Annotated in this window: 18 protein-coding genes, 6 tRNA genes and 1 riboswitch; of the genes, 10 read left to right on the top strand and 14 right to left on the bottom strand. The window is 71.1% G+C overall.

Annotated features, from left to right (window positions below; all coding sequences use genetic code 11):
• Positions 1-28: 28 nt before the first annotated feature.
• From QQM72_RS24625 to QQM72_RS24610, 4 genes are all read right to left on the bottom strand, one after another.
• Positions 29-973: an aldo/keto reductase gene (locus QQM72_RS24625; protein ID WP_314223022.1), complete on the bottom strand. Its 945-nt coding sequence runs from the start codon at positions 971-973 to the stop codon at positions 29-31.
• A gap of 248 nt (positions 974-1221) precedes the next feature.
• On the bottom strand, positions 1222-2244 hold the full coding sequence (locus tag QQM72_RS24620; RefSeq protein ID WP_314223021.1) for a M23 family metallopeptidase: 1023 nt from the start codon (positions 2242-2244) through the stop codon (positions 1222-1224).
• Positions 2245-2253: 9 nt separating this feature from the next.
• A riboswitch (cyclic di-AMP (ydaO/yuaA leader) is annotated at positions 2254-2420 on the bottom strand.
• A 323-nt stretch (positions 2421-2743) separates the two neighbouring features.
• A tRNA-Met gene (locus tag QQM72_RS24615) sits at positions 2744-2817 on the bottom strand.
• 71 nt (positions 2818-2888) lie between these two features.
• The gene (locus tag QQM72_RS24610; RefSeq protein ID WP_314223020.1) at positions 2889-4016 is read right to left on the bottom strand and encodes a dihydrofolate reductase family protein; all 1128 of its coding nucleotides are present in this window, start codon (positions 4014-4016) and stop codon (positions 2889-2891) included.
• Between the two features lie 68 nt (positions 4017-4084).
• Here QQM72_RS24610 and QQM72_RS24605 point away from each other — a divergent pair, with 68 nt between their 5' ends.
• Positions 4085-4609 carry a MarR family winged helix-turn-helix transcriptional regulator gene (locus QQM72_RS24605; protein ID WP_314223019.1) on the top strand — a complete coding sequence of 175 codons (525 nt, stop codon included), beginning with the start codon at positions 4085-4087 and terminating at the stop codon, positions 4607-4609.
• 229 nt (positions 4610-4838) lie between these two features.
• A complete protein-coding gene (locus tag QQM72_RS24600) occupies positions 4839-5480 on the top strand; it encodes a GTP cyclohydrolase II (RefSeq protein ID WP_314223017.1) in 642 nt (213 codons plus the stop codon).
• On the opposite strand, the gene QQM72_RS24595 is transcribed toward QQM72_RS24600, so the two are convergent.
• The 4 genes from QQM72_RS24595 to QQM72_RS24580 are packed head-to-tail and all read right to left on the bottom strand — an operon-like array spanning position 5467 to position 8677.
• Entirely contained in the window at positions 5467-6228 is a 762-nt protein-coding gene (locus QQM72_RS24595; RefSeq protein WP_314223016.1) for an NUDIX domain-containing protein, read from the bottom strand. The genes QQM72_RS24600 and QQM72_RS24595 overlap by 14 nt on opposite strands.
• Complete coding sequence (locus QQM72_RS24590; RefSeq protein WP_314223040.1) at positions 6225-6602, bottom strand: DUF4406 domain-containing protein; 378 nt, start codon at positions 6600-6602, stop codon at positions 6225-6227. The genes QQM72_RS24595 and QQM72_RS24590 overlap by 4 nt, the downstream gene beginning before the upstream one ends.
• Positions 6603-6633: 31 nt before the next feature.
• Positions 6634-7455: a DeoR/GlpR family DNA-binding transcription regulator gene (locus tag QQM72_RS24585; RefSeq protein WP_314223015.1), complete on the bottom strand. Its 822-nt coding sequence runs from the start codon at positions 7453-7455 to the stop codon at positions 6634-6636.
• 55 nt (positions 7456-7510) lie between these two features.
• A complete protein-coding gene (locus tag QQM72_RS24580; RefSeq protein WP_314223014.1) occupies positions 7511-8677 on the bottom strand; it encodes a N(5)-(carboxyethyl)ornithine synthase in 1167 nt (388 codons plus the stop codon).
• 252 nt (positions 8678-8929) lie between these two features.
• Here QQM72_RS24580 and trhA point away from each other — a divergent pair, with 252 nt between their 5' ends.
• Entirely contained in the window at positions 8930-9649 is a 720-nt protein-coding gene (gene trhA / locus QQM72_RS24575) for a PAQR family membrane homeostasis protein TrhA (RefSeq protein WP_314223013.1), read from the top strand.
• 103 nt (positions 9650-9752) lie between these two features.
• Complete coding sequence (locus QQM72_RS24570; protein WP_020131259.1) at positions 9753-10112, top strand: hypothetical protein; 360 nt, start codon at positions 9753-9755, stop codon at positions 10110-10112.
• Positions 10113-10261: 149 nt separating this feature from the next.
• Here QQM72_RS24570 and QQM72_RS24565 read toward each other — a convergent pair.
• From QQM72_RS24565 to QQM72_RS24540, 6 genes are all read right to left on the bottom strand, one after another.
• Positions 10262-10334 (bottom strand) — tRNA-Lys (locus tag QQM72_RS24565).
• Between the two features lie 100 nt (positions 10335-10434).
• Complete coding sequence (locus QQM72_RS24560; protein WP_314223012.1) at positions 10435-11988, bottom strand: amino acid permease; 1554 nt, start codon at positions 11986-11988, stop codon at positions 10435-10437.
• Positions 11989-12036: 48 nt separating this feature from the next.
• On the bottom strand, positions 12037-15123 hold the full coding sequence (locus QQM72_RS24555) for an FG-GAP repeat domain-containing protein (protein ID WP_314223011.1): 3087 nt from the start codon (positions 15121-15123) through the stop codon (positions 12037-12039).
• 214 nt (positions 15124-15337) lie between these two features.
• On the bottom strand, positions 15338-17617 hold the full coding sequence (locus QQM72_RS24550; protein ID WP_314223010.1) for a DEAD/DEAH box helicase: 2280 nt from the start codon (positions 17615-17617) through the stop codon (positions 15338-15340).
• 470 nt (positions 17618-18087) lie between these two features.
• On the bottom strand, positions 18088-18627 hold the full coding sequence (locus QQM72_RS24545; RefSeq protein WP_314223009.1) for a hypothetical protein: 540 nt from the start codon (positions 18625-18627) through the stop codon (positions 18088-18090).
• Positions 18628-18722: 95 nt separating this feature from the next.
• Positions 18723-19073: a metallopeptidase family protein gene (locus QQM72_RS24540; protein ID WP_314223008.1), complete on the bottom strand. Its 351-nt coding sequence runs from the start codon at positions 19071-19073 to the stop codon at positions 18723-18725.
• An 85-nt stretch (positions 19074-19158) separates the two neighbouring features.
• Here QQM72_RS24540 and QQM72_RS24535 point away from each other — a divergent pair, with 85 nt between their 5' ends.
• The 6 genes from QQM72_RS24535 (at position 19159) to QQM72_RS24510 (ending at position 25363) form a co-directional block, all read left to right on the top strand.
• A complete protein-coding gene (locus QQM72_RS24535; protein WP_314223007.1) occupies positions 19159-20745 on the top strand; it encodes a metallophosphoesterase family protein in 1587 nt (528 codons plus the stop codon).
• Between the two features lie 80 nt (positions 20746-20825).
• Positions 20826-20898 (top strand) — tRNA-Glu (locus QQM72_RS24530).
• Between the two features lie 38 nt (positions 20899-20936).
• Positions 20937-21011: transfer RNA gene (locus QQM72_RS24525), tRNA-Asp, on the top strand.
• 24 nt (positions 21012-21035) lie between these two features.
• A tRNA-Phe gene (locus tag QQM72_RS24520) sits at positions 21036-21109 on the top strand.
• 116 nt (positions 21110-21225) lie between these two features.
• Entirely contained in the window at positions 21226-25194 is a 3969-nt protein-coding gene (gene hrpA, locus QQM72_RS24515; protein ID WP_314223006.1) for an ATP-dependent RNA helicase HrpA, read from the top strand.
• Between the two features lie 94 nt (positions 25195-25288).
• Positions 25289-25363: transfer RNA gene (locus QQM72_RS24510), tRNA-Asp, on the top strand.
• Positions 25364-25423: the final 60 nt, after the last annotated feature.

Below are 25423 nucleotides of genomic sequence, written 5' to 3'. Positions count from 1 at the left end.
AGGCAGGGTCGAGGCCCGCGTCAGGTCATCAGGCCGAGGCGCCGGTCAGCCGGGTGATCTCCTGCGCCGTCAGTTCCAGCTGCGCCACCCCCAGCAGCGCCGGCAGCTGCTCGACCGTCCGCGCGGAGGCGATCGGCGCGGCCACCGTGGGCTGCGCGGCGAGCCACGCAAGGGCGACCGTGGGGATCTCGGTGCCGTGGGCCTGGGCGATCTCGTCCAGGGCGGTGAGGACGTTGCGGCCCCGCTCCGTGTCGAGGTGCTTGGCGGCGCCGGCCGCGCGGGCGCTCTGCACGGTCGTACCGGGCCGGTACTTGCCGGTGAGGAAGCCGGCGGCCAGGGCGAAGTACGGGACGGCGGCGATGCCGAAGCGGGCGGCGAGGTCCTGGAGTCCGCCCTCGTAGGTGTCGCGGGAGACCAGGTTGTAGTGGGGCTGGAGGGCGACGTACCGGGCCAGGCCCTCACGGTCGGAGAACTCCAGGGACTCCTGGAGGCGCTCGGGCGTGATGTTGGAGGCGGCGATGTGCCGTACCTTGCCCGCCCGCACCAGCTCGTCGAGCGCGCCTACGATCTCCTCGACGGGCACCTCGGGCTTGTCGAAGTGCGTGTAGTAGAGGTCGATGTGGTCGGTGCCCAGACGGCGGAGCGAAGCGTCGGCGGCGGCCTTGATGTTGTCGGCGGACAGGCCGGGGAACTCGGGGTGCTGACTCACCTTGGTGGCGATCACGACGTCGTCGCGGTTGCCCCGGGCCTGCACCCACCTGCCGATGATGGTCTCGGACTCACCACCGCTGTTGCCCTCGATCCACGCCGTGTAGGAGTCGGCGGTGTCGATGAAGTTGCCGCCCGCGGCCGCGTAGGCGTCGAGTACGGCGAAGGAGGCCGTCTCGTCGGCGGTCCAGCCGAAGACGTTGCCGCCGAGGGAGAGCGGGAAGACCTCGAGGTCGGAGGAGCCGAGCTTGCGAAGTGAAGTCATGCTTCGTGTCAACGGGCGGCACCGGCCCGCCCATTCCGGGCGTGACGCGAAGAACATGTGAACAGCACGTATGACCGGCCCTGTGGCCGGTACCTGTGACCGGCAAAGACCGGCAGCCCCGACGCGGAGGGCGTCAAGGCTGGCGGGTGGATCAGGGGTGACCGGACGAACCCGCTCAGGCACCCGGAGGTCCGAGGGAACGGCTCAGGGGTCCTGGCGGGACGGCTCGGGGTCCCCGGAGGGACGACTCAGGGGTTGAGGCCCTTGTCGCGCAGCCAGGCCGCCGGGTCGATGCCTTCGGCGCTGCCGCCCGGGTGGACCTCGAGGTGGAGGTGGGCCCCGGTGACGTTCCCGGTCGCGCCCACCCGGCCGATCACATCACCGGTGGCGACCTTCTGGCCGACACTGACACTGATCGACGACTGGTGGCAGAACCACAGCTCGGTGCCGTCGTCCAGGGTCAGGATGGTGCGGTAGCCGTAGGAACCGGCCCAGCCGGCCTCGGTGATGGTGCCGCTGTGGACGGCCTTGATGAGCGTGCCCGTCGGCGCGGCGAAGTCGAGACCCGTGTGGTAGCCGGAGGACCAGAGCGAACCGGCCTGACCGAAGGTCGAGGTGATGGTGTACGAGGAGGTCGGCAGCGTGTACTGCTTGGCCAGCTCGGCCAGGCGCGCGGCCTCGGCCTTCGCGGCTGCCTCCTCGGCGGCCTTCTTCTTCGCGGCGGCGGCCTTGGCCTCCGCCTCCTTCTCGGCCTTGGCGGCGGCGTCGGACTCGGCCTTGGCCGCTGCGGCGAGGGCCTTGACCTCGACCTGGGACTGCTGCGACTCGGCCTGCGCCATGATCCGGCTGCGCAGCGCCTCGCCGGCGTCGGCGGCGCTCTCCTCGGTGTCCACGGCGGCTTCGGAGCCGAAGCTGGCGAGGGCCGGCGCGGCTTCCGGGGCGGGCTCGTCGTCGGAGATGAGCGAGCCCACGTTGGGCAGGTCCGGCATCGAGATGGAGACCGGGGCCTTGCCGGTGTTGGCGCTGGCCATGCCACCCGCGCTGACGGCGGCTATGACGCCGACGCCGAGAACGGTGGAGCTGCGGGCGAATCCGCCGCCGCGCTGCTTGGCGACGCGGTGCTTGCCGCGTACCGGGCGAGTGGACTCCGCGGTGGGGTTCCACTCCTCCCAAGGTCCCTCGTCGGTGCGGTAGCCGCCGTAGCCGAAGGTCTCGGTGGACCGCTGGCTGGGCGCGTAAGGGGCCTCGGGGGCAGGCGGGTTGGACGCCACGCGGGCGCACTCCTTTCCTTCCGTCGCCTACCGGGTTAGCTGACGGGTTCGGAGCGGGAAGGTCTCCTACGCGCGTATACGTGTCGTGGACTCTGCGAGTTCACGACGGCTTCCGCGTGATTCACCCCATGGTGGTGGTTCCCCGGTTCCCTTGCGGGATTCGGCACGTGCCGCACGGAGCCGACTCTGGTGCCGGCTGGGACGACCGCGCTGCGTTATCGAACGTTAATAGACCCGGGGGTGGGTTTCCAAGCCGTTCCTCTTGATCAACAACATTTCCGGCCTGGACTTTTGGGCTACCAGCGGTGAAAAACGGGCGAGTTGACCACGCCTCGACATGCCCCGGAAACGCTTCATCAGTCATGGGATTCTTGATGGTGACTCAGTCGTTATGCGCAGGGCGGTCGACCGGTCACCAAGAGTGAGGGAAACGGTCGAAGCCGTCGACGAAAACACCGAAGGCCGGAACCCTTTCGGATTCCGGCCTTCGGTTCATCAGTAGCGGGGACAGGATTTGAACCTGCGACCTCTGGGTTATGAGCCCAGCGAGCTACCGAGCTGCTCCACCCCGCGGCGATGAACACAACTGTACGGCATCAGAGGGACAGAAAGCACATCGCTTGATCCACGGGGCCCCAGCGGCCTCAGAGGAGGTGGCGGTTCGGCTCCTTCGCCCGCTCCTCGTACTCCGGGAGCACGAGGACGTCGACGCCCTGGGCCGTCAGCAGGCCGGTTCCGTCCGCCTCCGTGACGAAGGTGTCCGGCTCGCGCCAGGCCGTGACCACCCTGCGCACCCCCGCGTCGAGGATCAGGCGGGCGCAGGGGGCCGGGCGGGAGGAGCGGCGGGCGCACGGTTCGAGACTGCTGTAGACGGTGGCGGTGGGCAGCCGGGGGTCGGCCGGGTCGAGCTTCGCGAGGGCGGCCTCCTCGGCGTGCACGACCGGGTCGCCGGCCTCGCGGGAGTGGCCGCGCGCCAGCTCCGTGCCGTCGGCGGCCACGATCACCGCGCCGACGCTGAAGGCGGTCTTCGACGGCGGGCAGTCGGCGGCGAGGGCGCAGGCGAGGGCCAGCCAGTGCCGGTCGGCCGCGGCGGGCAGCGGTCCGGCGCCGGGGGCGGTGGGCTCGTAGCGGTTCAGGACGACGTCCTCGATGCGCCGGGTCTCCACCAGGCGCAGGCGTCCGCCCTGGTAGCCGCCCGGCCCGAACAGGCGGGGCGCGGCCGGGTCGCCCACGAAGAGCGGGGCGAGGACGAGCTGGAGTTCGTCGGCGAGGCCCTGCCGGAGCAGCTGGGTGTGGATCGTTCCGCCGCCCTCGACCATGAGGCGCCGTACGCCGCGCACGTCGTGGAGGTGTTCGAGGAGGCGGCGCCAGTCCAGCTCGGGGCCGAGCGGGACGGCGTCCGCGGCGATGCCCAGCGCGTGGACCCGCTCGGCGCCCTTCTCCGTCGTGTACACGACCTTCTCGCCGCCCGTGTGCCAGAAGTTCGCCGCCGGGTCGAGGTCGCCGGAGCCGCTGACGGTGACCTTGAGGGGGTACGGCGGCAGTCCGGCGGCCACCCGGGCGGCACGGCGCTCGGGGGAGTTCACGAGGAGCCGGGGGTTGTCGGCGCGGATCGTGCCGGCGCCGATGAGGATGGCGTCGACGGAGGCCCGCACCTCGTCGACGCGGTCGAAGTCGGCGCGGCTGGAGAGGAGCAGGCGCTCGGGCGTGGTGTCGTCCAGATAGCCGTCGAGGGAGACGGCGGCGGACAGCAGGACGTACGGGTACGGCATCGGCGCGGCTCTCCCTGGGATGACGGGCAGGGCTTGGTTCAAGTTTGAAACAAACTTACACTGGGAGCATGACGACTCGCTGGCTCACCCCCGAGGAGCAACGCGCCTGGCGCGCGTACGTTGCCGGCTACCTCCTCCTCGAGGACGCGATCGACCGGCAGCTCCAGCAGGAGGCCGGCATGCCCCACCTGTACTACTCCATCCTCGCCAACCTCTCCGACATCCCGGAACGGCGGCTGCGGATGACCGACCTCGCGGAGCGGCTGAAGATCACCCGCAGCCGGCTGACCTACGCGGTCTCCCGGCTGGAGAAGGACGGGCTGCTGCGGCGCGAGGACTGCCAGTGGGACAAGCGCGGCAGCGTCGCCGTCCTGACCGACGAGGGCATGGCGGTGCTGGAGGACGTGGCGCCCGGCCATGTCGAGACGGTCCGCACGGCCCTGTTCGACCGGCTCACCGCCGAGCAGGTGGGGCAGCTGGAGGAGATCTTCACGCAGGTCGCACGCGGGTTCCAGGAGAAGGACGGCGGCGAGACGGCACCGGAGGACCTCCCGTGGCGCCGCCGCTCGTCACCCTGCTCCGGAACCCCGTGACCGCGGACCGCGATCGCGGCCCTGTGACCACGGCCCCGTGACCACGGCCCTGCAACCGCGACCGCCCGACCGCGACCGCCCGGCCGCGGCCTCGTGAGGGGCGCCACAAACCAGTTGCTTCAAATTTAAAGCATGAGGTAGGGTCTCGACTCGTTGGATCTGCTTCAAATCTGAAGCACAAGACGGCCCAGCGCCGCCTTGCCACCGTCCTCCGGACCCGGGAGACCGCATGCCCGACACCCCCGCCGCCACCCCGCGCGCCCGCGTCCGGGTACCGCTGCGCTTCCCCGACGGCTACTCCGTCGACGCCGAACTGGTCACCTTCCACGGCCTCGTCGACGGCCAGGAGCACGTCGCCGTCGTCCTCGGCGAGCCGGCGCCCGGCGCCACCCCCCTGGTCCGGCTGCACTCCGAGTGCCTGACCGGTGATGTCTTCGGCTCCGCCCGCTGCGACTGCGGGCCGCAACTGCGCGAGGCGGTCGAGCGCATAGCCGGGACCGGCGGCGTCCTGCTCTACCTGCGGCAGGAGGGCCGCGGCATCGGCCTCTACAACAAGCTCGACGCCTACGCCCTCCAGGACCAGGGCCTGGACACCTACGAGGCGAACGCCGCGCTCGGCCTGCCCGAGGACGACCGGGACTACACGGCGGCCGCCCAGATGCTGCGCGCCCTGGGCATCACGAGCCTGGACCTGCTGTCCAACAACCCCGACAAGGCGGGCCAGTTGCGCGCCCTGGGCATCGAGGTGCAGGACCGGGTCCCGACCGGCGTCTTCACGACCCCGCACAACGTCCGATACCTGCGCGCGAAGGTCCTCCAGACCCAGCACACGCTGCCGCTGGCCGACCTCACCGGGCTCAACGTGGGCTGACCGCCGGCGGCCCGAACGGGCCGTCCAGCGCGGCCCACTGGAGCAGCATGATGGTCTTCGCGTCCGCGATCGCGCCGGTGCGGACGAGGTCGAGGGCCTCGGCGAAGGGGAGTTCGACGACGGCGATGTCCTCGCCCTCGGCCGCCACGCCCGCCGTGTCGGCGCCGGGGGCGGAGGCGTCGTAGGGCGCGGCGAAGAAGCTGAGGCGCTCGGTGACCGAACCGGGGCTCATGAACGCGTCGAAGACATGCTCGACGTCGTGCACCGCCCGGCCGGTCTCCTCGGCCGCCTCGCGGCGGATCGCCTCGCGCGGGTCGTCGCCGTCCAGGAGTCCGGCGGCGGCCTCCAGCAGCATGCCGTCCGGGTGTCCGTTGACGTACGCGGGCAGCCGGAACTGCCGGGTGAGCAGGACGGTACGGCGGTCGGGGTCGTAGAGCAGGATCGTGGCGCCGTCGCCCCGGTCGTACGTCTCGCGCAGTTCGCGGCTCCAGTGGCCGTCGCTGTGCCGGTAGTCGAAGGTGGTGCGGCGCAGGACGGACCAGTCGCAGGCGAGGACCTCGACGTCGAGGACGCGGACCCGGTCGTTGCCGGTGAGGTCGCGTCCGTGGCGGTCGAGTCCGGTGCGGCCGCGGGGGTCGGGGACGTCGATGCCGGGGGTGCCCGGCGCGGGGCGGGACGCGGCGTCGTGGGGATGCGCGTCGTGGGAGCCGGACGCGGGGGCGGGCGAGGGGGCGACGTGCTCGGTCATCGGCGGCCTTCGAGGAGGGGGGCAGCGGCGTCGGGGACGGCGCCGAGATCGGCGTAGACGGGCTTGCCCTGGGCACGGGCCTGCTCGGTCATCCGGTCCGCGCCCTGCGACGGACCGCCGATGCGCAGCACCGCGTCGCAGCGCTCCAGCAGGCGTTCGGCGACGGGGTGGAAGAGCTCGTCGAAGAGCGAGTCGCCGGGGGCGGCGCCGCCCGCCGCCTCCAGCAGGGGCAGCGCGAGCGCCTCGCCGGTGACGGGCAGATGCCCGGCGCGGAACAGGACGAGGGCGACCTCGTTCATGTCCCTCACATGGGCCGCGAGCTTCGCGGGGTCGTCGCCGGTGCCCGAACGGTACGGGCCGGCGACCAGGATCATCAGCGGTTTCACGGGGTCTCCTGGAGCGGGTTCAGGCCAGCCGGGTCTCGACGCCCGCCTCACGCAGGGCGTCCAGGGTCTGCGGGCCGCCGGGATGGGTGGCGGGGTCCGCCGCGGCGGCGTCGGTGACGAAGGACCGCACGGCGTCGAGCGGGGCGACCTGGCTGAACGCCCGCACACCCAGCTTGGTCGCGTCGGCGACGGCGACCGTACGGGCGGCCTGGCCGAGCCCCACCTGCTTGACGGCCGCGTCCTCGAGCGAGAACTCCGACCAGCCGTGCACGGCGTGCACCCCGCCGATCGACATCACGAAGACGTCGAAGGCCAGGGCCTCGAGGGTGCGCAGGGCCAGCGGCCCCACGAGGGACCGCTCACCCGGGCGGGACCGGCCGCCGACGACCAGCAGGTCGATGCCGGGCCGGTCGGCCAGCCGCAGCGCCGCCTGGAGACTGAGCACGGCCACGGTCAACGGGCCCCGCGCGGCGAGGTGTTCCGCCACGTGCACGGTCGTGGTCCCGGCGTCCAGCAGCACCCGTGAACCCGGCTCGACGAGTCCGGCGACGGCGGCGCCGAGCCGGTCCTTCGTCGCCGCCTGCCACGCCTGCCGGGCCTCGAAGCCGCCGCCCTCCTCGCGCGGCCGGCCGGCGACGGCCCCGCCGTGCACCCGCCGTACCAGCCCCTGCCGCTCCAGCACGTCCAGGTCCCGGCGCACGGTCATCTCCGAGACCCCGAGCCGCTGAGCGAGCTCGGCGACGGAGACCCGCCCCTGCGCCTGCCCCTGCCCCTGCCCTTGGTCCTGGCCGTGCCCCTGCACGAGGCGAAGGGTCAGGTCGAGACGGTCTGCGACATCCATGACACCATTTCTACCATGTCAATGTTCGAATGAACATCGACATGTTCACCGATGCCTAGGAGCCCGGCGGAGCCGCCTGGACCTCGGGAGCGTGCGGATAGGCGGCCGACCGGTGCTGGAAGGAGAGGATCTTCGGGTTCTGGACGACCCCGTCGCGGATCTCGACGGCCTTGCGGACCGTGGGGTCGGCGTCCCATGCCGTGGGACCGCTCATGACCTTGCGCAGGTAGGGAAGGAGCGCCTCGCTGATCTCCCAGGTGGCGGAGTTCCACAGGTGGGACGGGCTGTGATCCACCGCGTAGTAGTGGCACCCCGGCCCCACCGTGGGCATGGGCTCGCCGAAGGTCGTCGGACGGGCCCATTCGAAGCCCATGCCCTCGTCGCAGGCGACGTCGACGAAGAAGGTGCCCGGCCGGAACAGGGCGAGTTCCTCGTCGGTGACGAACATGAGCGGCGCGTCGGTGTCCTGGAGGACGCAGTTGACGATGACGTCGAACCCGGCCAGGTACTCCGCCAGCGGCATGGAACCGGCCGCGGTGACGGCCCGCAGGCGCGACGGGTCGTCCTCCTGCTCCTCGAAGTGGGCCATCACGACCGAGGGCATCGGCGAGGCCACCGCCGCGGCGGCGCGCTGGGTGAGCACCGTGACGTCCGTGACCCCCATGGCGCCCAGGCCGGTGACCGCTCCGCGCGCCGTGGCGCCGAAGCTGATGACCACCGCGCGCAGGCGGCGGCCGTAGTGGCCGGTCAGCCCGCCGAGCTGGAGGGCGTGCAGCACCGAGCAGTAGCCGGCGAGCTCGTTGTTCTTGTGGAACACATGGACGCTGAAGGCGCCCGTGGAGGTCCAGTGGTTCATGGCCTCCCAGGCGATCAGGGTCAGCCGTCGGTCGATGCCGATCTGGGTCATCTTCTCGTCCTGCACACAGTGCGGCCAGCCCCACAGGACCTGGCCCTCGCGCAGCTCGGCGACGTCGTCGTGCATCGGTTTGGGCAGCAGCGCGATGTCGCACTCGGCGATGAGCCGCTCGCGGGAGCGCAGGCCGGCCACGAGTGGTCGCAGCGCGTCGTCGGCGATGCCGAAGCGTTCGCCGTAGCCCTGTTCGAGGAAGATCCGCTCGCGTACGTCCGGGGCGATCCGGTCGAGGTGGCGGGGGTGCAACGGAAGGCGGAACTCGTTCTCCTTGCGGGAGGAGGCGAGTACTCCGAGACTCATCAGGCTCATGTGGGGCGGCTCATTTCCGACCGGACACGATGTGCTCCGGCATTGCCGTTCCCCGAGGGCGACGCCGAAACGGATGACGGCGTGCGAGGTGCGCTCGGTACCGCCACCGTACTCCCGGCCCGGCCGCGGAGCGCCCGCCGCTCGTTCGGGCTCGAAGGATCCGCAGGCGCAGGGCACCGGGGCCCTGCGGGCTTCTAGCATGATCGAATGGTTGCCGATGATGCCCAGCGGTCCGGGACAGGACGGGAAGTCGTGTCCCGCCACGACCCCGACGGCGCAAGCGATGCCCGGGAGAACCCGCACCCCGTCACCGACCTGGTCGAGCGGGCGGCCGACCTGGTCGAACCGATCAAGCCGAAGCTGCGTGGCTGGCTCCACGCCGCGATGGTCCCCGCCTCACTGAGCGCCGGCATCGTCCTGATCTGCCTGGCCAGGACACCCCAGGCGACCCTGGCCTGCGCCGTGTACGCCGTGACCGCCTGGCTGCTGTTCGGGACGAGCGCCGTCTACCACCTGGGCACCTGGGGGCCGCTGGGCGAGGCCGTTCTGCGCCGCCTCGACCACGCCAACATCTTCCTGATCATCGCCGGCACCTGCACCCCGCTGGCCGTGCTCCTCGTGCCGTCGGACCAGCGGGCCCTGTTGCTGTGGATCGTCTGGGCGGGCGCGCTGGCCGGCATCGCCTTCCGTGTGCTGTGGGTCTCGGCTCCCCGCTGGCTGTACACGCCCTGCTACCTGGCCCTGGGCTGGGCGCCGGTGAGTTACCTGCCCGACTTCCTGCACGCCGGCGGAGCGGCCGTACTCACCCTGGTGGTGGCCGGCGGCCTCCTCTACAGCGCGGGCGCGGTGGTCTACGCCCTCCGCCGTCCCGACCCCTCACCCCGCTGGTTCGGCTTCCACGAGGTGTTCCACACCCTGACCGTGGCGGCCTTCGCCTCGCACTACGTCGCCATTTCCCTGGCCGCCTACTGACCCCCGGCGCATCGCACCGCGGTCCGCCCCGGCGCTGCGCCGACCGCGGCACCGCCATCCCGCGGGCCCGTCCCGGACGGGTCGGTGCATAGAATCCGATCTCATGCCGAAGCCTGACGAGCTGATCGTTGACATCGCCGCCCTTGTGGAGTCCGAGCAGAGCAATCAGATGCCCCTGACCGTCGTCACCGGTGGTGCCGTCATCACCGGTCGACTGGCACCCGAAGCCACCTGGCGGCAGCGGGTGTCGGAGGTGCTGACGGACTCCGCTCACCTGGGAGAGTTCTCCGCCGTCTTCGACACCCCCGCGAAGAAGGACGGGCCACCGACGCATCTGCACTTCCATGTCGCCCGGATCCTCCAGGGCACGGTGGGGATCCCCGAGACGGGCGGGATGTACCGCGTGGCGATCGAGGACGTCAGCGCCTGGACCATCGGGGACTTCAGCTACTCCGACCACTGACCGACCGACCCGCCACCGCCGGGCCGACAACGGCACGGCACCCGCGCTCACGCACCGGCCCGGAAACGGAAGCGGCGCCCGGGCCGACCGAAGTCGACCCGGGCGCCGCGTCACAGGCCGGAAGGGGGTGTCCCCCGCCTCGCCGCCGGTAGGCCCTGTGGGACTCGAACCCACAACCAATGGATTAAAAGTCCACTGCTCTGCCAATTGAGCTAAGGGCCCAGGCGATGTTGCCTCCCCGAGCATAGCCGGACGCGGCCGTGTCTCCGATCGGGTATCGGAGACACGGGCGCGCCGGGCGACGCGAAGCGATCGGGATCGGTCACTGCTCGGGCAGTTCGGCGGGCGCCGCCGCCCGTGACGCCTCGCGGGCGACGGTCCGTTCGTGATCGGGATTCAGGAACCAGTGGCGGGCGGAGACCTGCCACCACACCCCCGCGAAACCCAGCACGACGAGGACCGCGACCGGGGCGTAGTTGAAGGTCTCCCAGGTGACCGGGGAGACCTGGGGCAGCATGAACAGGACGGTGATGACGGCCACCCACGCCACCGACACCACGCCGATCGCCTTCGACCAGCGGCCCAGGTGCCACGGCCCCCGCGCGAAGGCCTCGCCCTTGCGCAGGCGCAGCAGGGTCGGGATGACGTACGCGATGTAGAGCCCGATGACGGCGATCGAGGTGACGGCCGCGTACGCGGTCACGTTGATCAGGTACGGCAGGCCCAGCACCAACGCGCCGCCGGCCGCCAGCCAGACGGCCGCGACGGGCGTGCGGGTGCGCGGGCTGACCGTGTGCCAGATGTGCGAGTACGGCAGCGCCCCGTCCCGCGAGAAGGCGTAGATCATGCGGCTGTTGGCGGTCACCGACGCCATCCCGCAGAACAGCTGGGCGCCGATCACCACGAGCAGCAGCAGCTTGCCGGCGGTCGCGCCGAGCGCGTCGAGCAGGATCTGGGCGGGCGGCGCGCCGGTCGGGGAGGCGAGCGCGGCGTCGTAGGACTGGATGGCGTACGTGAAGCCGAGCAGCAGCACGAGGCCCGCGATCCACGAGGTCCAGATGGACTGCACGATCCCCTTGGGGCCGGCCGTCGACGCGTCGTGCGTCTCCTCGGTCATGTGGGCGGAGGCGTCGTAGCCGGTGAAGGTGTACTGGGCCATCAGCAGGCCGAGCAGGACGACGTACACCCCGCTGCCCCAGCCTGTGTTGTTGACGAACTCGCCGAACACGAAGGACGTCGACTGGTGCTTGTCGGGGACGAAGGCCAGGGCTCCGACGATGACGCCCACGCCCAGCACGTGCCACCACACGCTCACGCTGTTGAGGAGGGCGACGATCCGCACCCCGAAGGTGTTCAGGAGTCCGTGCAGCACCAGGATCCCGGCGAACAGCAGGACCGTGCGGCCGGGCGTCACCTCGAAGTCGAACTGGAGGTTCAGATAGGCGCCGAGGAAGGAGGCGGCGCCGAAGTCGATGCCCGCCGTCACCGCCACCTGGCCCAGCACGTTGAACCAGCCCGTGAACCAGGCCCAGGCCGCCGCCGATCGCGGGGGCGCAAGCCGGTGGGCCCAGAAGTACAGGCCCGCCGACGTCGGGTACGCCGAACAGATCTCGGCCATGGACAGGCCGACGAACAGGGTCATCAGCCCCACGGCGACCCAGCCCCAGGTGATCACCGCCGGGCCGCCCGTGTTCATGCCGAACAGATACAGCGTCAGGCAGCCCGACAGGACCGAGATGATCGTGAAGGAGACCGCGTAGTTGGAGAACGCCGACATGCGGCGGGCGAGGACCTGGGTGTAACCGAGTTCGGCCAGCCGCTCTTCGTCCGAGAGTTTCCCGGGAGCCGGCCGACCCGCTGTGCCGTCATCTGTCATGCCCCCAGCAATTCCCCTGCCGAGGGCGTGACACACGTCACAACTTGGCTAGAAAATGCCCTTGTAGTTCTGCCAGCCCGCGCCGATCTTGACCCGGGCCCCGAACGTGCCCGTCCCGGTGCCGGGCAGCCGGTACAGCCCGCCCGCGGTGTCGCGCACCACGAGGTCCGCCTTCCCGTCCCCCGTGATGTCCCCGGCCCCGGCGACCGCGTTGTACGAAGCCCCCCAGTTCGCGAACAGCTTCACGCGCGCCGAGAAGGTGCCGTCGCCCTTGCCGATGTAGCGGTACAGGTTGTTCGACGTGTCCTGGGCGATCAGATCACCGATGCCGTCACCGTTGAGGTCGCCGACGCCGATGATCTTCTTGTACGTCTTCCAGTTGTCGTAGAGCTTCACCGGCGCCGCCAGCGTCCCGGCGGCCGTCCCCTTGTAGAGGTAGACCCTGCCGGTCGACGGGTTGCGGGCGATCAGGTCGGGGCGGCCGTCCTTCGTGACGTCACCCGGCGAGGTCAGGATGTCGAACTGGGACCAGCCGCTGGTGCCCAGCGTGGTGTACGGCGATGTCGGCCGTACCGCGCCACCGCAGCCCGTCCGGTACAGCCGCAGCGCCCCGCTGCCGAGCCGCACCAGGACGTCGTTGCACCGGTCACCGCTCAGGTCGCCGATCGGCACCGCCTTGATACCGGTCGGCCAGCCGCTGCCGCTGACCTGGCCGGAGAACGTGCCCTGGCCCGTGCCCTGCTGGTAGGTCAGCGTGCCCGAGGAGGGCATGGTCAGCAGGTCGCCCGCACCGTCCGGCTTCGCCCCCGGTCCCACGTAGTCGTGGAACACGGCACTGCCGTTCACCGTCCGAAGCGTGCCCCGCACCTGGAGAGGCGCGCCGACGCCGTCGGCGGGGCTGACGGTCACGGTCCAGTCGTAGTAGCCGTTGGGAAGGGGCTTCACCCCGGACGAGTCGGTGGCGTTCCAGTTGACCTTCAACGCACCGCGCACCGCCCCGCCGTCGGTGCCGCCGACGTGCTTGCCCGTCGCCTTGCTGCGCACGTCCAGGACCCAGCCCGCGGCCGGTTTCGACAGCAGCACCGTCGTGAGGGTGTTGGTGCCGAGAGAGGTCTGGGCCACGCTCTGGGCGGGCTCCAGCTGCCGCAGCGGCTGCTGCGGCACGCCCGAGGGCACCAGGTGCACCCGCTCCTGGGCGTCGACGTAGGCCGCGTTCGCCCCGGACCTGTCCACGGTCCAGCGCAGACCGCGCTGTGAGACGCCGGTGTCGGGCAGATCGCCGACGACCCGGCTCGCGGGGGTGCCGTCGGCCACCGTGGTGAGGACCAGCTTCCCGGCCCGCTTGTCGTGCGTGACGACGTAACCGTCGCCGAGCGCGGCCTCGTCGGCCGGCACCGGCACGGACTTCTTCGCCGTACGGTCGTAGACGCCCGCGCGCCCGTCGCAGGTCCAGTAGACCCAGCGTCCCAGTGCCTCGAGGTCGGTCGGAGCGCAGCCGGCGTCGGTGGTGACCGTTTCCGTCGTCTTCCCGGCCGTGAGGTCGTACGCCGTCAGGGTCCCCGGGGCCGCGCCCGGCGTCCACAGGGTGTCGCCGGAGAGGGCGGCGGCGCCGGGGGCGCGGGTGACGCTCGCAAGACCGGTGCCGCCGATGCGGAAGACGTACTGCTGGGTGGCGCTCGTGTAGATCACGAACCGGCCGGAGACGTCCGTGAGGCGGCCGCCCTTCGGCAGATCGAAGCGCGTCCAGGAGTCGGAGGCGTCGCCGGGCCCGTCGACTCTGATCCCGTCGTCGTCCGACCCGTGCGCGACCCAGGCGATGCGGCCGTCGCCGGTGGGCTCGAATGCGGCGCAGTCGGGGTCGGCGTCCGCGCAGCCCGCGAGCCAGAAGTTCCACCGGGCGCTCGCGCCGAAGGTCGGGGTGCCGGTCGCGGCGACGGTCCGGGCGGTGACCTCCCGGGAGTCGGTGACCGGGTAGTCAGCGGCGATCAGGTTCCCGCTGCTCAGGGAGAGGCCCTGAATCTTCAACGCCGGTTTGGGCAGGGCTTTGACCTGGGTGACGACCGGAGCGCCGTCGGGGCCGGGCTGGATGCGCTGGACGCCCCAGTCGTCGGTGGCGGCGGAGGTGCGGCCCACGACGACGGCGGTACCGTCGGCGACGTTGGCCATGCCCGCGAACGACGAGGCCAGCAACGTGACGGTGGGACCGCCCGCGATGGGCGTGGCGGTCACCGGCCCGTTGACGCTGGGCTGGTGGACGATCCAGTCGCCCACGACGGCGCGGTCCTGCCCCGAGTTCACGGCACCGGGGCCGCCCGGGGTGACCTGGACCGGTGCGGCGGACAGGTCGGACGTGTCGTACACCAGGACGGTCGGGATGCCGAGGCCGTACAGGAGCAGGTGCTTGTCGCTCACCTTCGCCTTGGCGTAGCCCTCGGGGAGCGGCGGGGTCCACCCGGTGACCTGTCCGGTGCCGCGGTCGACCTGGACGGCCAGGGACTTCCCGTCCTTCACCGCGCCGAAGAACACCGCGTCCGCGTTCCCGCCCAGCGGATTCCCCAGCCGCGTGCCCTCGGGGATTCCGGTGACCGGTACGTCACGGGTGGTGCCGTCGACGTCCGGGAGCAGCAGGTGTTTCTCCGGTTCCTCCGTGGTGCTGTCGGCCGCCTGCGTCTCCGCGACCACCAGGTCGGCGTAGGCGGCGATCACCACGGTGTCCTCGGACGGCGCCTGGACGGTGCGGGTGGTGCCGTCGGCCGCGTTCCACAGCCGGACCCGATCGGGGGTGCCGTCGCCGCTGTAGTAGAAGGCGAGCGTGTCACCGCCGGCCACCCCCCAGTTGCGGTACCCGGTCGGCTTGACGACCTTGGTGGACGTGCCGTCCGAGTACCGCGTCCAGACCAGCCCGGAGCCCTCCAGGGTGTGGAACACGCCCTGGCTGCCGGCCTCGGCCTCTCCGTAGGGCCTCCATCCTCCGAACAGCGCGCCCTCGGTGTACGTGCTGCGCAACGCAGCAGGCACCACCGTCTCCTGCGGGGTGTCCGCGACCGCCGTCGACGGCAGCAGCGGAGTCAGGCCGGCCGCCAGGACGGCGGATGCGGCGACGAGACGAAGACGTGCGAAGCCATGACGGGCCAAGAGGGTCCCTCCCCGGGAACGGAGACGGACAGGACCGGACGCCTCTCGGCATCCACGGTCCCCGGCCCCCCGGCCATCACATCCGTCTCACAAGTCGGCTGATCCTACAGTCACTTCACAGCCCGGGAGAAAGGGGTTACCCGCAGACGGGAAAACGCCGTGGCCCCCACCGGTGTTCGGTGGGGGCCACGGCGTTCACTCAGCTGGGCCGACGTCAGCCGTTGCGCTTCCAGCGCGGCTTGTCGTCGCGACGGCCGGTCGTGCCGGAGCCGGAGCCCGTGCCGCGGTGGTCGTCACGGCGGCCGAACGGGCGGTCGTGGCCGCCGGAGCGGAAGCCCGGACGGTCGTCGCGACGGTCACGGTTGAACGGACGGTCGCTGCCACGGTGGGTGGACGGACGCTCGTCACGACGGTCACGGTTGAAACCGCCCGACTGACGGTCGTCGCGGCGGAACCCGCCGGAGGGACGCTCGTCACGACGGTCACGGTTGAAACCGCCCGCGGGACGCTCGTCACGGCGGAACCCGCCGGAGGGACGCTCGTCACGACGGTCGCCGCCACGGTCGTCGCGACGGTCACGGTTGAAACCGCCCGCGGGACGCTCGTCACGACGCTCGAAGGAGCGGCCACCACGGTCGTCACGGCCGGCGCCGCCACGGTCGTCACGGCGGTCGCGGTTGAAGCCGCCGCGGTCGTCACGACGCTCGAAGGAGCGGCCACCGCGGTCGTCACGGCGGTCGTCGCGGCGGAACCCGCCACGGTCGCCGTCACGACGGTCGCGGTTGAAGCCACCGCGGTCGTCACGGTTGAAGCCGCCACGGTCGTTGTCACGACGCTCGAAGGAGCGGCCGCCACGGTCGTCACGGCGCTCGTAGTTGCCCCGCTCGTCACGGCGCTGACGCGGCTGCTCGTACGCGGGCTGCTCGGAGACCGCGGCCTCGGCCGGCGCCTCCGCCACGGTGTTCTGCTCGACGACCGCCTCGGCGGCCGCGACGACAGCCGCCTCCGGGTCCTCGCCACGCTCGCGCGCCACGCGGGCCACCAGACGGTCGGCCTCCTCGCGCAGCTCGGTCGCGCGCCGCTGCGCACGCTCCAGCTCCTTGCTGAGCTGGGAGACCTCACGCTCGGCCTGCTGCGCCGCGTTGCCCGCGGACTCGGCCTGGACCTCCGTCATCGAACGGGCGCCGGTGATCTCGGCGACCTCCGGCTCGAAGGCGGCGCCGCCCTGGATGATGTGACGCCCGGCGTCGACGCCCGCGTCCTCCATCAGACGGAAGATCTGACGGCGCTGGTGCGGCAGCGAGAGGGAGACGACCGTGCCGGTGCGGCCGGCCCGCGCGGTGCGGCCCGCGCGGTGCAGGTAGTCCTTGTGGTCGCCGGCCGGGTCCACGTTGAGCACCAGGTCGATGCCGTCGACGTGGATACCGCGGGCGGCGACGTCGGTCGCGACGAGCGCGTTGACGTAGCCGTCCTTGAAGTCGGCCAGCGTGCGGGTCCGCGCGCCCTGGGTCATGCCGCCGTGCAGCGCGTCCGCCTTCACACCGGAGTCGCGCAGCTGCTCGGCGATACGGTCGGCGCCGAGCTGGGTGCGGACGAAGATGATGGTGCGGCCCTTGCGGGAGGCGATCGCGGCGGTCACCGGCGCCTTGTCCTTGGGCTTCACGATCAGGATGTGGTGCGACATGGTCGTGACGTTGCCCTGGGCGCTGTCGACCTCGTGCGTGACCGGGTTGCTCAGGTAGCGCTTGACCAGCGTGGAGATCTCGTTCTCCATCGTGGCCGAGAACAGCATGCGCTGGCCGCCGCCGGGGATCTGGTCGAGCAGCTCGGTGACCTCGGGCAGGAAGCCCAGGTCGGACATCTGGTCGGCCTCGTCGAGGACGGCGACCTGGACGTTCTCGAGCGAGCAGGCGCCGCGGTTGATGAGGTCGCGCAGACGGCCCGGGGTGGCGACGAGGACGTCGACGCCGCGCTCCAGGGCGTACATCTGGTTGCTCATCGACGTACCGCCGCAGACGACCTTCATCTTCAGGCCGAGTACGTCGCCGTACGGCTGAAGCGCGTCCGCGACCTGCATCGCGAGCTCACGCGTCGGCGTGAGGATGATGCCGCGGGGCTTCTTCTTGTCGGTGTGGCCGCCGGACAGCGACGCCAGCAGCGGCAGACCGAACGAGAGGGTCTTGCCGGAGCCGGTGCGGCCGCGGCCGAGGATGTCCTTGCCGGCCAGGGCGTCCGGGATGGTCGCGGCCTGGATCGGGAAGGGGCTGGTCACGCCGTTCTGCGCGAGCTTGCGCACGACGCCCTCGGGGAGCCCGAGGTCGGCGAAGGTGAGTTCGGGGGTCTTCGGGGCCTCGGGCGTCTCGACGATGGCCTCGACGGCCTCGGCGATGGCCTCTGCGGCCCCGACGGTCTCCGCGCCCTCGATCACCTCGAGGTTGATCGGCTCGTCGTTGTTCTCGGGCACGACGGAGTGATCAGTACTGAAAATGGACATGCGAATGCGAAACCTTCCGGAGTCTCAAGTCGGCACGCGCCCGTCAACTCCGTGTTCGCATTGCACTACGACCGCCTCTATGCGGTCAGCCACGGCAAGGGAGAGTACGCGCCACACGGCGCGCTCTGCGGTGGCGCCGGGCAAATGGGATCAAACGATCTACCACTATAAGCACCCTTGCCACCGAAGGCAAACCGAGCCTCATCACCGCAGCTCAGCGGCCTCCTCGGGCCCGAGGAAAGGGCCTGCGCGGGGGGGCCTGCGCGAGGGGCCTGCGCGAGACGGACGACTGCCCGGCACAGCGCACCCGACCGAGACGGACGACCGACCGACCGAAGCGAACGACTGACCGAAACAGACGACCGGCCGGAACGGAGGACTGCTCCAAGCGAACGACTGACCGAGACGGACGGACGGCAGGGACGGACGGCAGGGACGGACGGCCGGACGGCAGGGACAGAGCATCCGGTCTAGGCGGGCGCGCCCGCCTCCGGTGCCGGCTCCCGGTCCGCCAGCTGCGCCGCCGCGCCCCCCTCGCCCTCGTGCGCCGAGGACGACGGCTCGGCGACCGTCGGCTCCGGCGTGGGCGACGGCGGCTCCGGCGTGGGCGCGGGCGGCTCCGGGTCCGGCGAGCGCGTGGGCGCGGGCGGCTGCGCCCCGGTGGGCGTCGGCGGCCCCGGCCGCTCGCTCGTCCCCGGCCGCGCCGCCCCCGCCGAGGCCGGCGCGCTCAGGCCCGCCGACGGCGAGGCCGAGACCGACGCCGAGGCGCTCGCTCCGCCCTTGCCGCCCTTCCCGTGCCCGTGCTTGCCGTCGCCGCCGGCCGCACCCGTCCCGAAGCCGCCCCCGGAGCCCGCCGAGACCCCGCCCGGGGCCGCACCGCCCCGCTGCCCCGCCGAGTGCGACGGCTTGGACCGGCCGCCCTCCTCGTGCCCCACGCTCATGCAGCCGGCGGCCGCGGCGACGGCCATGACCGTCGCGGCCAGGCGAACGGGTACGGACAAGGGGCGCACGGGCCACCTCCGGGGCAGGCGTAAGGAGTCGACGTGCCCAACTCCCGGCGCCCGCGAGAAGACACGCGCCGACGCGCGCCCCTGTGCCGGACGGCTCAGCCGTAGCCGAGGGCGTGCAGCCGCGTGTCGTCGATGCCGAAGTGGTGGGCGATCTCGTGCACCACCGTGACCTCCGTCTCGGCGACGACCTCCTCCCGCGTCTCGCACATCCGCAGCGTCGGCCCCCGGTAGATCGTGATCCGGTCCGGCAGCACACCGGCGTACCACTCCCCGCGGTCCGTCAGGGGCGTCCCCTCGTACAGCCCGAGCAGCTCGGGATCGTCCGCCGCCGGTTCGTCCTCGACGAACACCGCGACGTTGTCCATCAGTCGCGTCAACTCCGGCGGAATCCGGTCCAGCGCCTCGGCGACCAGTTCCTCGAACTCCTCGCGCGTCATCTCCAGCACAGGCCCCATTGTCCGGTACGACGCGGTCGGGGGGAGGTCACGAACCGTCCGCATACCAACGCCCGGACCGGGGCATAGGGCACCAATGGTCCGAGCCCGTCTCCCCACCGCACTCCTGAAGCGCCGCAAGCCCGCCAGGAGCGGGAACCCGGTCCCCGAACTCGCCGCCCGCCCCAACCCCTGGATCCGCGCTCTCGGCCTGACCACCGTCGTCATCGTCGGCGCCTGGCTCGGTCTGCTGATCGTCGGGGACGTCCGCGTGTCCGTCGGCCCCATGGACACGACGATGACCCTGCGCCCGTCCGTCACCGGCGGCACGAAGATCAACATCTCTCCGCTGGGCGCGCTCAGCCTGGACAGCCACATCGCCCCGGTCCGCCTCGACGTGAACGTGGACCAGCTCGACGCGGAGCGCTCCCAGGCCCTCGTCGACCACCCCGAACGCCTCTCCGGCCTCCAGGACGAGGTCGCCCGTGACATCGAGCACGGCACCCTCGACCTCGCGCTCCGCTCCTGCGTCGCCGTGGTCTCGGGCGCCACCGCGCTCGGCCTCGCCGTCTACCGCCGCCCCCGCCGCGCCCTCGCCGCCGGCGGTCTCGCCCTCACCCTGCTGGCCGCCTCGGGCGCGACCGCGTACGCCACCTGGAACCCCGAGTCGGTGCTGGAGCCGCGGTTCTCGGGCCTGCTGTCCTCCGCGCCCTCGCTCGTCGGCAACGCCCGCAGCATCGTCACCGAGTTCGACGTCTACCAGCAGGAACTCGCCCGCCTGGTCACCAACGTGACCAAGCTCTACGACGTCACCTCCACGCTCCCCGCCTTCCAGCCGGACCCGACCACCGTCCGCGTCCTGCACGTGTCCGACATCCATCTGAACCCCGCGAGCTGGAAGATCATCGCCTCGCTCGTGGAGCAGTACAAGGTCAACGTGATCGTCGACTCCGGCGACACGATGGACCACGGCTCGGCCGCGGAGAACGGCTTCCTGGACCCCATCGCCACGCTCGGCGCGCCCTACGTCTGGGTCAGGGGCAACCACGACTCGCTCGTCACCCAGCGCTACCTGGAGGGCATGAAGAACGTGCACGTCCTCGACGACGGCCGCGCGGTCAGCCTCGCCGGGCTGCGCTTCGCCGGCATCGGCGACCCCCAGTTCACCCCCGACCGCTCCTCCGCGCCGGGCGCCGAGGAGTCCCAGGAGGAGGCGGGCGCCCGGCTGGCCGAGGCCCTGCGCGCCCAGCGCGGCGCCGGCACCCCGGCGGACGTGGCCATCGCCCACGAGCCCTCCGCCGCCCGGGGCACGGACGGTGAGGTGCCCCTCGTCCTGGCCGGGCATCTCCACCACGAGGACATGGAGGTCATGAAGAAGGGCACGCGACTGCGCGTCGAGGGCTCCACCGGCGGCAGCGGCCTGCGTGCCGTCGAGGGCAAGTACCCGGACCCCATCGAGGCGTCGATCCTCTACTTCGACCGCGACACCCGCCGCCTCCAGGCCTGGGACGAGATCAAACTCGGCGGCCTGGGTCTGACGACGGCCGAGGTCAGCCGCCACCTCCCGAAGGAGAACCTGCCCGGAGCCGTGCCGTCGCCGAGCCCCTCTCCGACCCCCTCCCCCAGCCCGCCGCCCAGCCCCTCCGTGAGCCCCTCCGGAACCCCCTCCAGGACCGCCCCGTAAACCGTTTTGGCGATACCCCCCGCCATCCCATATGCTCATGACGTCCCCGACGCGCTGAGAAGCGCCCAGGCGGGCCGATAGCCCTCATCGTCTAGCGGCCTAGGACGCCGCCCTTTCAAGGCGGTAGCACGGGTTCGAATCCCGTTGGGGGCACGCAACACCGTGTGCGACACTGTCGTACACAACAGCTTGGTCCTGTGGAGCAGTTTGGAGTGCTCGCCACCCTGTCAAGGTGGAGGCCGCGGGTTCAAATCCCGTCAGGACCGCTGAGGTTTCACGTGAAACCTCGTGGCTGGGTAGCTCAGTTGGTACGAGCGATCGCCTGAAAAGCGATAGGTCGCCGGTTCGACCCCGGCCCCAGCCACAAGAACGAAAACCCCCTCCGGTCGCCCGGAGGGGGTTTTCGTCGCTGCGCGTCGGACGGGGCGGGCCCAAAAGCACTCGCCCCTTCTTTCGCCGAGATGAGATCCTGGATCGCGTATGTCTACGCACCCCACTCCCGGCGCCTCCGCTCCGGGCACTCCCGCCCTCGGCGACCTCGCCCCCCGCCTGACCCAGCTGTCCCTGCGCGACGCGCACCGGCTCGGGCGCAGGCTCGAAGGCGCGCGCAAGATCCGCAAGCCGGAGGCCCGTGCCGCCGTCCTCGCCGAGATCGAGGCGGAGGTCGCACAGGTCGAGGAGCGGATGGTCCTACGGCGCGGCCGGGTGCCCGCCGTCTCGTACCCCGAGCAGCTTCCGGTCAGCCAGAAGAAGGACGAGATCGCGGCCGCCATCCGTGATCACCAGGTCGTGATCGTCGCCGGTGAGACCGGGTCCGGCAAGACCACCCAGATCCCCAAGATCTGTCTCGAGCTGGGGCGCGGCGTCCGCGGCATGATCGGGCACACACAGCCTCGTCGGATCGCCGCCCGCACCGTCGCCGAGCGGGTCGCCGAGGAACTCCGCACACCTCTCGGCGAGGCCGTCGGCTGGAAGGTGCGGTTCACCGACCAGGTGAACCCGGACGCCACCTTCGTGAAGCTGATGACGGACGGCATCCTCCTGGCGGAGATCCAGACCGACCGTGAGCTGCGCGCGTACGACACGATCATCATCGACGAGGCCCACGAGCGGTCCCTCAACATCGACTTCCTGCTGGGCTATCTCGCCCAGCTGCTCCCCCGCCGCCCGGACCTCAAGGTCGTCATCACCTCCGCGACCATCGACCCCGAGCGCTTCTCCCGGCACTTCGGCGAAGCCCCGATCGTCGAGGTCAGCGGGCGGACGTACCCGGTGGAGGTCCGCTACCGGCCGCTCCTCGAAGAGGACTCCGAGGACGCCGACCGCGACCAGATCACCGCGATCTGCGATGCCGTCGAGGAGCTCCAGTCCGAAGGGAAGGGCGACATCCTCGTCTTCCTCTCCGGTGAACGGGAGATCCGGGACACGGCGGACGCGCTGGAGAAGAAGAAGTACCGCTTCACGGAAGTGCTGCCCCTCTACGCCCGGCTCTCGCACGCCGAGCAGCACCGGGTCTTCCAGCAGCACACGGGCCGCAGGATCGTTCTGGCGACGAACGTGGCCGAGACGTCCCTGACCGTCCCCGGCATCAAGTACGTCATCGACCCCGGCTTCGCCCGCATCAGCCGCTACAGCCACCGCACCAAGGTCCAGCGCCTGCCCATCGAGCCGATCTCGCAGGCCAGCGCCAACCAGCGCAAGGGCCGCTGCGGCCGGACCAGCGACGGCGTCTGCATCCGGCTCTACGACGAGGACGACTTCCTCGCCCGCCCGGAGTTCACGGACGCCGAGATCCTCCGTACGAACCTGGCCAGCGTCATCCTCCAGATGACCGCGGCGGGCCTCGGCGACATCGAGAAGTTCCCCTTCATCGACCCGCCGGACCACCGCAACATCCGCGACGGCGTGCAGTTGCTCCAGGAGCTGAACGCGCTGGACCCGGCCGAGAAGGACCCCCGCCGGCGGCTCACCCAGACCGGCCGCAAGCTGGCCCAGCTGCCCGTCGACCCGCGCCTCGCGCGGATGGTCCTGGAGGCCGACAAGAACGGCTGTGTGCGCGAGGTCATGGTGATAGCCGCAGCGCTGTCCATCCAGGACCCGCGCGAGCGCCCGGCCGACAAGCAGACCCAGGCCGACCAGCAGCACGCCCGCTTCAAGGACGAGACCAGCGACTTCCTCGCCTATCTCAACCTGTGGCGGTACGTGCGCGAGCAGCAGAAGGAGCGCGGTTCCTCCTCCTTCCGGCGTATGTGCAAGCAGGAGTACCTGAACTTCCTGCGCATCCGTGAGTGGCAGGACATCTACTCGCAGCTCCGCACGGTCGCCAAGCAGATGGGGATCCATCTGAACGAGGAGGACGCGCCCGAACAGAGCGTCCATGTCTCGCTCCTCGCCGGGCTGCTCTCGCACATCGGCATGAAGGACGTGAAGGACGGCAACAAGAACGAGTACCTGGGTGCGCGGAGCGCCAAGTTCGCGATCTTCCCGGGGTCGGCCCTCTTCAAGAAGCAGCCGCGCTTCGTGATGTCCGCCGAGCTGGTCGAGACGAGCCGGCTCTGGGCCCGCGTCAACGCGCGGATCGAGCCGGAGTGGGTCGAGCCGCTCGCCGGGCACCTGCTGAAGCGGACGTACAGCGAGCCGCGCTGGGAGAAGGACCAGGCGGCCGTGATGGCGGACGAGAAGGTCACGCTGTACGGCGTCCCGATCATCGCCCAGCGGAAGGTCAACTACGGGCGGATCGACCCGGAGACCTCCCGCGACCTGTTCATCCGCAACGCGCTGGTCGAGGGCGACTGGCGTACGCACCACAAGTTCTTCGCCGACAACCGCCGGCTCCTCAGCGAGGTCGAGGAGCTGGAGCACCGCGCCCGGCGCCGGGACATCGTGGTGGACGACGAGACGCTGTTCGACTTCTACGACCAGCGGGTGCCCGAACACGTCGTGTCCGGCGCGCACTTCGACTCGTGGTGGAAGCACAAGCGGCACGAGCAGCCCGATCACCTGGACTTCGAGCGGGAGATGCTCATCCGGGAGTCGGCGGAGGCCGTCACCAAGGCCGACTATCCGGACTCCTGGCGACAGGGTCAGCTGAAGTTCCGGGTGACGTACCAGTTCGAGCCGGGCGCGGACGCGGACGGCGTGACCGTCCACATCCCGCTCCATGTCCTCAACCAGGTCACGGACGAGGGCTTCGACTGGCAGATCCCGGGTCTGCGGGAGGAGGTCGTCACGGAACTGATCCGTTCCCTCCCCAAGCCGATCCGCCGCCACTACGTACCCGCGCCGAACTTCGCGAAGCGTTTCCTGGACCGGGCGGTGCCCCTGCAGGAGCCGCTCACGACGACCATGGCGCGTGAGCTGAAGCGCATGGTCGGCGTCCCGTTCGAGGCCGACGACTTCGACTGGTCGCGGCTCCCCGACCATCTGCGGATCACCTTCCGGATCGTCGACGAGCGGCGCCGGAACCTGGCCGAGGACAAGGATCTCGAAGCCCTGAAGCTCCGGCTGAGGCCGAAGGCGAGGCAGGCCATCTCACAGGCGGCCGCGGCCACCGCCGAACGGCAGGGCGGCGAGTCCCTGGAGCGGTCGGGTCTGACGGACTGGACGATCGGCTCGCTCGCCCGCGTCTTCGAGACCCGCCGCGCGGGCCAGCCGGTGAAGGCGTATCCGGCGCTCGTCGACGACGGCGACACCGTGTCCGTGCGCCTCTTCGACACGGAGGCGGAGCAGGCGGAGGCGATGTGGAAGGGCACGCGCCGGCTGATCCTGCGCACCATCCCGGTCAATCCGGCAAAGTTCGCATCCGAGAAGCTGACGAACGCCCAGAAGCTCGCTCTGTCCGCGAATCCGCACGGCTCGATCCAGGCGCTGTTCGACGACTGCGCGATGGCGGCGGCGGACCGGCTGATCGCCGACTTCGGCGGTCCGGCCTGGGACGAGGAGTCGTACCGGAAGCTCTACGACAAGGTGCGCGCGGAGATCGTCGACACGACCGTGCGCACGGTCGGGCAGGTACAGCAGGTCCTGGCCGCCTGGCAGGCCTGTGAGCGCCGTCTGAAGGGCGTACGCAGCCCCGTGCTGCTCGCGAACCTGGCGGACGTGCGCAAACAGCTGGACGCCCTCGTGAAGCCCGGCTTCGTGACCTGGGCGGGGCTGCGCCGCCTGCCCGACCTCATGCGCTACCTGGTGGCCGCGGACCGGCGGCTCCAGCAGATGCCGACCGGCGTCCAGCGGGACACCAGCCGCATGGAGAAGGTCCACGAGATGCAGGACGAGTACGCGTGGCTGCTGGAGCAGCTGCCGCAGGGCCGGCCGGTTCCCCAGCAGGTCCTGGACGTCCGCTGGATGATCGAGGAGCTCCGGGTCAGCTATTTCGCCCACGCGCTGGGCACGGCGTACGCGGTCTCCGACAAGCGGATCGTGAAGGCGATCGACGCGCTGGCGCCGTAACGGCTCCCGTACGGAGGGTGAGTTCGACCACCGGGCTCACCCTCCTGTACAGTCCTTCTCGCAGCGCAACGCAACATCAAGTGCCGCAAAACCTGGTCCTGTGGAGCAGTTTGGAGTGCTCGCCACCCTGTCAAGGTGGAGGCCGCGGGTTCAAATCCCGTCAGGACCGCAGTGAAGAGCGAGGCCCGCTTCCCCTCGAGGGACGCGGGCCTCGGTCGTGAGTGACGCC

The organism is Streptomyces zaehneri (assembly GCF_032248645.1).
In the GTDB taxonomy this organism is placed as follows: Bacteria; Actinomycetota; Actinomycetes; order Streptomycetales; family Streptomycetaceae; genus Streptomyces; species Streptomyces coriariae.
Note: the sequence above shows the minus strand (reverse complement) of the source record. Positions and strands in the feature narration are given on the sequence as shown.